Below are 977 nucleotides of genomic sequence, written 5' to 3' on the forward strand. Positions count from 1 at the left end.
CCTCGTGATGGCGAGGTGCTGGTCGAGATCAAGGCAACCGGCATCTGCCACACCGACGAGTTCACGCTGTCGGGCGCCGACCCGGAAGGCCTGTTTCCGGCGATCCTCGGCCATGAGGGCGCCGGCATCGTCGTCGACGTCGGCAAGGGCGTCACCTCGGTCAGGAAGGGCGACCACGTCATCCCGCTCTATACGCCGGAATGCCGGCAGTGCCCGTCCTGCCTGTCGCGCAAGACCAATCTGTGCACCGCGATCCGCGCCACGCAGGGCCAAGGCTTGATGCCAGACGGCACCTCGCGCTTCTCGATCGGCAAGGACAAGCTGTTCCACTATATGGGCTGCTCGACCTTTTCCAATTTCACCGTGCTGCCCGAGATCGCGGTGGCCAAGGTCAATGCCGACGCCCCGTTCGACAAGATCTGCTACATCGGCTGCGGCGTCACCACCGGCATAGGTGCTGTGATCAACACGGCCAAGGTCGAGCAAGGCGCGACGGCCGTCGTCTTCGGCCTCGGCGGCATCGGCCTCAACGTCATCCAGGGCCTGCGCCTTGCCGGCGCCGACATGATCATCGGCGTCGACCTGAACAACGACAAGAAGGAATGGGGCGAGAAATTCGGCATGACGCATTTCGTCAATCCGAAGGAGATCGACGGCGATGTCGTGGCTCATCTCGTCAACATGACCAAGCGCGGCGCCGACCAGATCGGCGGCGCCGACTACACGTTCGACTGCACCGGCAACACCAAAGTCATGCGGCAGGCGCTTGAATCGTCCCACCGCGGCTGGGGCAAGTCGGTCATCATCGGCGTTGCCGGCGCCGGCCAGGAGATCTCGACGCGGCCGTTCCAGCTGGTCACCGGGCGCACCTGGATGGGCACCGCCTTCGGCGGCGCGCGCGGCCGCACCGACGTGCCGAAGATCGTCGACTGGTACATGGATGGCAAGATCGAGATCGATCCGATGATCACCCACAC

Annotated in this window: 1 protein-coding gene; it reads left to right on the plus strand. The window is 64.6% G+C overall.

Annotated features, from left to right (window positions below):
- A partial coding sequence (locus NKJ40_RS31795) for a zinc-binding dehydrogenase (protein WP_352469393.1) occupies positions 1-977 on the plus strand: 977 nt, incomplete at both ends.

This window comes from Mesorhizobium sp. M0119 (assembly GCF_040322615.1).
Classification (GTDB): domain Bacteria; phylum Pseudomonadota; class Alphaproteobacteria; order Rhizobiales; family Rhizobiaceae; genus Mesorhizobium.